The organism is Pedobacter punctiformis (assembly GCF_027213715.1).
Lineage (GTDB): Bacteria > Bacteroidota > Bacteroidia > Sphingobacteriales > Sphingobacteriaceae > Pedobacter > Pedobacter punctiformis.
Genome location: NZ_JAPWGM010000011.1, coordinates 2,046 through 5,602 on the forward strand (window position 1 = coordinate 2,046; position 3,557 = coordinate 5,602).

Here is a 3,557-nt window from a genome sequence, read left to right on the forward strand (position 1 = left end):
ACACAAGAATAAAAAGCAAAGATTGCCTGGATTGGCAATATACATTGACATGATTTAAGAAAGAAAACGCCAAAGGGGCAGATATATAGGATATTATATATTAAACGGTTCGAGACCGCAGTTTTTTACTAACAAGACGAAGCTAAAGGCTTAGGATCAGGCAATGAAACCTGTGACTTTATACCCTTTACCTGATCTTAGTAAAGTTCTTTGACATATTGGAAGAAGTTAAAAAAGAAGAGCAAACAACAATAGGCGACTGTTGTGTTTGTGCTCACCGACTTGAGAGGCAACTCAATGGAAGGTATGAGACATCATAACAAGAGCAAAAAAAGCATACTATACGGCGCAAAAGGCGTATAAGTAGAAGAAAGTAAGAAAGAGTACACGGGGGATGCCTTGGCTCTCAGAGGCGATGAAGGACGTGATAAGCTGCGATAAGCTTCGGGTATTTGCAAATAGGAATTGATCCGAAGATTTCCGAATGGGGCAACCCGGCTGGTTGAAGACCAGTCACATAATGAGCAAACCTGCCGAACTGAAACATCTAAGTAAGCAGAGGAAGAGAAAATAATAATGATTTCCTAAGTAGTGGCGAGCGAACGGGAAAGAGCCCAAACCTATTTTGTTACGGCAAAATGGGGGTTGTAGGACTACGATGTGGTATTAACAAACAGAAGTGGAATGGGATGGGAAGCCCAGCGATACACGGTGATAGCCCGGTACACGTATAGAATGTTAGCCTAGTAGTATCCTGAGTACCGCGAGGTCGGAGACGCCTTGTGGGAATCTGCCGGCACCATCCGGTAAGGCTAAATACTCCTGAGAGACCGATAGTGAACCAGTACCGTGAGGGAAAGGTGAAAAGAACCCCGAACAGGGGAGTGAAATAGAACCTGAAACCGTGTACTTACAAGCGGTCGGAGCGTCCAGGTGGCGTGACGGCGTGCCTTTTGCATAATGAGCCTACGAGTTACTCTTCTCTGGCAAGGTTAAGTGTTTAAGACACGGATCCGAAGCGAAAGCGAGTCTGAATAGGGCGTATAGTCAGAGGAGGTAGACGCGAAACCTTGTGATCTACCCATGGACAGGTTGAAGGTGCGGTAACACGTACTGGAGGACCGAACCGATAAACGTTGAAAAGTTTCCGGATGATCTGTGGGTAGGGGTGAAAGGCTAATCAAACTGGGAAATAGCTCGTACTCCCCGAAATGTTTTTAGGAACAGCGTGGATATAAAGTTTAATAGAGGTAGAGCTACTGATTGGGTGCGGGGGAGTCAAATCCTACCAAATCCAGACAAACTCCGAATGCTATTAAATATGATCTGCAGTGAGGCCCGGGGTGCTAAGGTCACGGGCCGAGAGGGAAAGAACCCAGACCATCAGCTAAGGTCCCTAAGTGTACGCTAAGTTGAACTAACGAGGTCCGATTGCACAGACAGCTAGGATGTTGGCTTGGAAGCAGCCATTCATTTAAAGAGTGCGTAACAGCTCACTAGTCGAGCGATCGGGCATGGATAATAAACGGGCATTAAGTGTATCACCGAAGCTATGGGATTGAAATATATCGGTAGGGGAGCATTCTATATGCAGTGAAGGTATCTGGTAATGGGTGCTGGAGCGTATAGAAAAGCAAATGTAGGCATAAGTAACGATAAGGCGGGAGAGAAACCCGCCCACCGAAAGGATAAGGTTTCCTGATCAACGCTAATCGGATCAGGGTTAGTCGGGACCTAAGGAGAACCCGAAGGGGAAATTCGATGGACAACTGGTTAATATTCCAGTACTTTTTATAACTGCGATGTGGGGACGGAGTAGTGACACTGCCGCGATCTGACGGAATAGATCGTTAAAGGGCGTAGGTATATCGATGGTAGGCAAATCCGCCAACGATGCTGAAACCTAATAGTACCGCGAGACTTCGGTTGAGTGGATAGAGCAGGTAAACAGACTTCCAAGAAAAACCGCTAAGCTTCAGGTTATAAAAACCCGTACCGCAAACCGACACAGGTATCCGGGAAGAGAATTCTAAGGTGCTCGAGTGAATCATGGCTAAGGAACTCGGCAAAATGGCCCTGTAACTTCGGGAGAAGGGGCGCTGGCAGTAATGTCAGCCGCAGTGAAAAGGCCCAGGCGACTGTTTAACAAAAACACATGGCTTTGCAAAATCGAAAGATGAAGTATAAGGCCTGACACCTGCCCGGTGCTGGAAGGTTAAGAGGGGATGTCATCCGCAAGGAGAAGCATTGAATCGAAGCCCCAGTAAACGGCGGCCGTAACTATAACGGTCCTAAGGTAGCGAAATTCCTTGTCGGGTAAGTTCCGACCTGCACGAATGGTGTAACGATCTGGGCGCTGTCTCAGCCATGAGCTCGGTGAAATTGTGGTCCCGGTGAAGACGCCGGGTACCCGCAACGGGACGGAAAGACCCCATGCACCTTCACTACAATTTAACATTGACATTGGATACAGGATGTGTAGGATAGGTGGGAGGCTTTGAAGCGGCGTCGCTAGGCGTCGTGGAGCCAACGTTGAAATACCACCCTTTCTGTATTCGGTGTCTAATCCCCAATGGGGAGACATTGTTTGATGGGTAGTTTGACTGGGGTGGTCGCCTCCAAAAAGGTAACGGAGGCTTTCAAAGGTAAGCTCAATACGCTTGGTAACCGTATGAGGAGTGCAATAGCATAAGCTTGCTTGACTGTGAGACAGACAAGTCGATCAGGGTCGAAAGACGGATATAGTGATCCGGTGGTTCTGCATGGAAGGGCCATCGCTCAAAGGATAAAAGGTACGCTGGGGATAACAGGCTGATCTCCCCCAAGAGCTCATATCGACGGGGAGGTTTGGCACCTCGATGTCGGCTCGTCACATCCTGGGGCTGGAGAAGGTCCCAAGGGTTCGGCTGTTCGCCGATTAAAGTGGCACGCGAGCTGGGTTCAGAACGTCGCGAGACAGTTCGGTCCCTATCTGTTGTGGGCGTAGGAATTTTGAGTGGGGCTGACCTTAGTACGAGAGGACCGGGTTGGACTAGCCTCTAGTGAATCTGTTGTTCCGCCAGGGGCATTGCAGAGTAGCTACGCTGGGAATAGATAAGCGCTGAAAGCATCTAAGTGCGAAACTAGCCACGAGATGAGAATTCCATATAGGACCGTAGCAGACTACTACGTTGATAGGTTACAGATGTAAAGCTTGTGAGAGCATAGTCGAGTAATACTAATCATCCGAAGCTTTCAAAAGCAACAAGATTGTTGTTTGTTCTTCAAAACTTAACTTCTTTCAATAATATGTCATTTAAGGCTTAAGGAAAAAGGCTTAAGGCGTAAGGTGAGTACCTTATACCGTGCAGTTTTAAATCCTGACCCTTATTTAAAAACATTTAGGTGCCTATATCGGTGGTGTCCACCTCTTCCCATTCCGAACAGAGAAGTTAAGCCCACCAGAGCCGATGGTACTGCGGTAACACGTGGGAGAGTAGGTCGGTGCCAAATCTTAAACTGCTAACAGCAGATTAATAAGAAACCCTGTAACTATCAGTTGCAGGGTTTTCTTGGTT

The 3,557-nt window shown here is 47.5% G+C and carries 2 rRNA genes; both read left to right on the forward strand.

Annotated elements, in window-relative coordinates:
* The first annotated feature begins 367 nt into the window (after positions 1-367).
* A 23S ribosomal RNA gene (locus O0955_RS18110) occupies positions 368-3,240 on the forward strand.
* Between the two features lie 140 nt (positions 3,241-3,380).
* A 5S ribosomal RNA gene (gene rrf / locus O0955_RS18115) occupies positions 3,381-3,492 on the forward strand.
* Positions 3,493-3,557 lie beyond the last annotated feature (65 nt).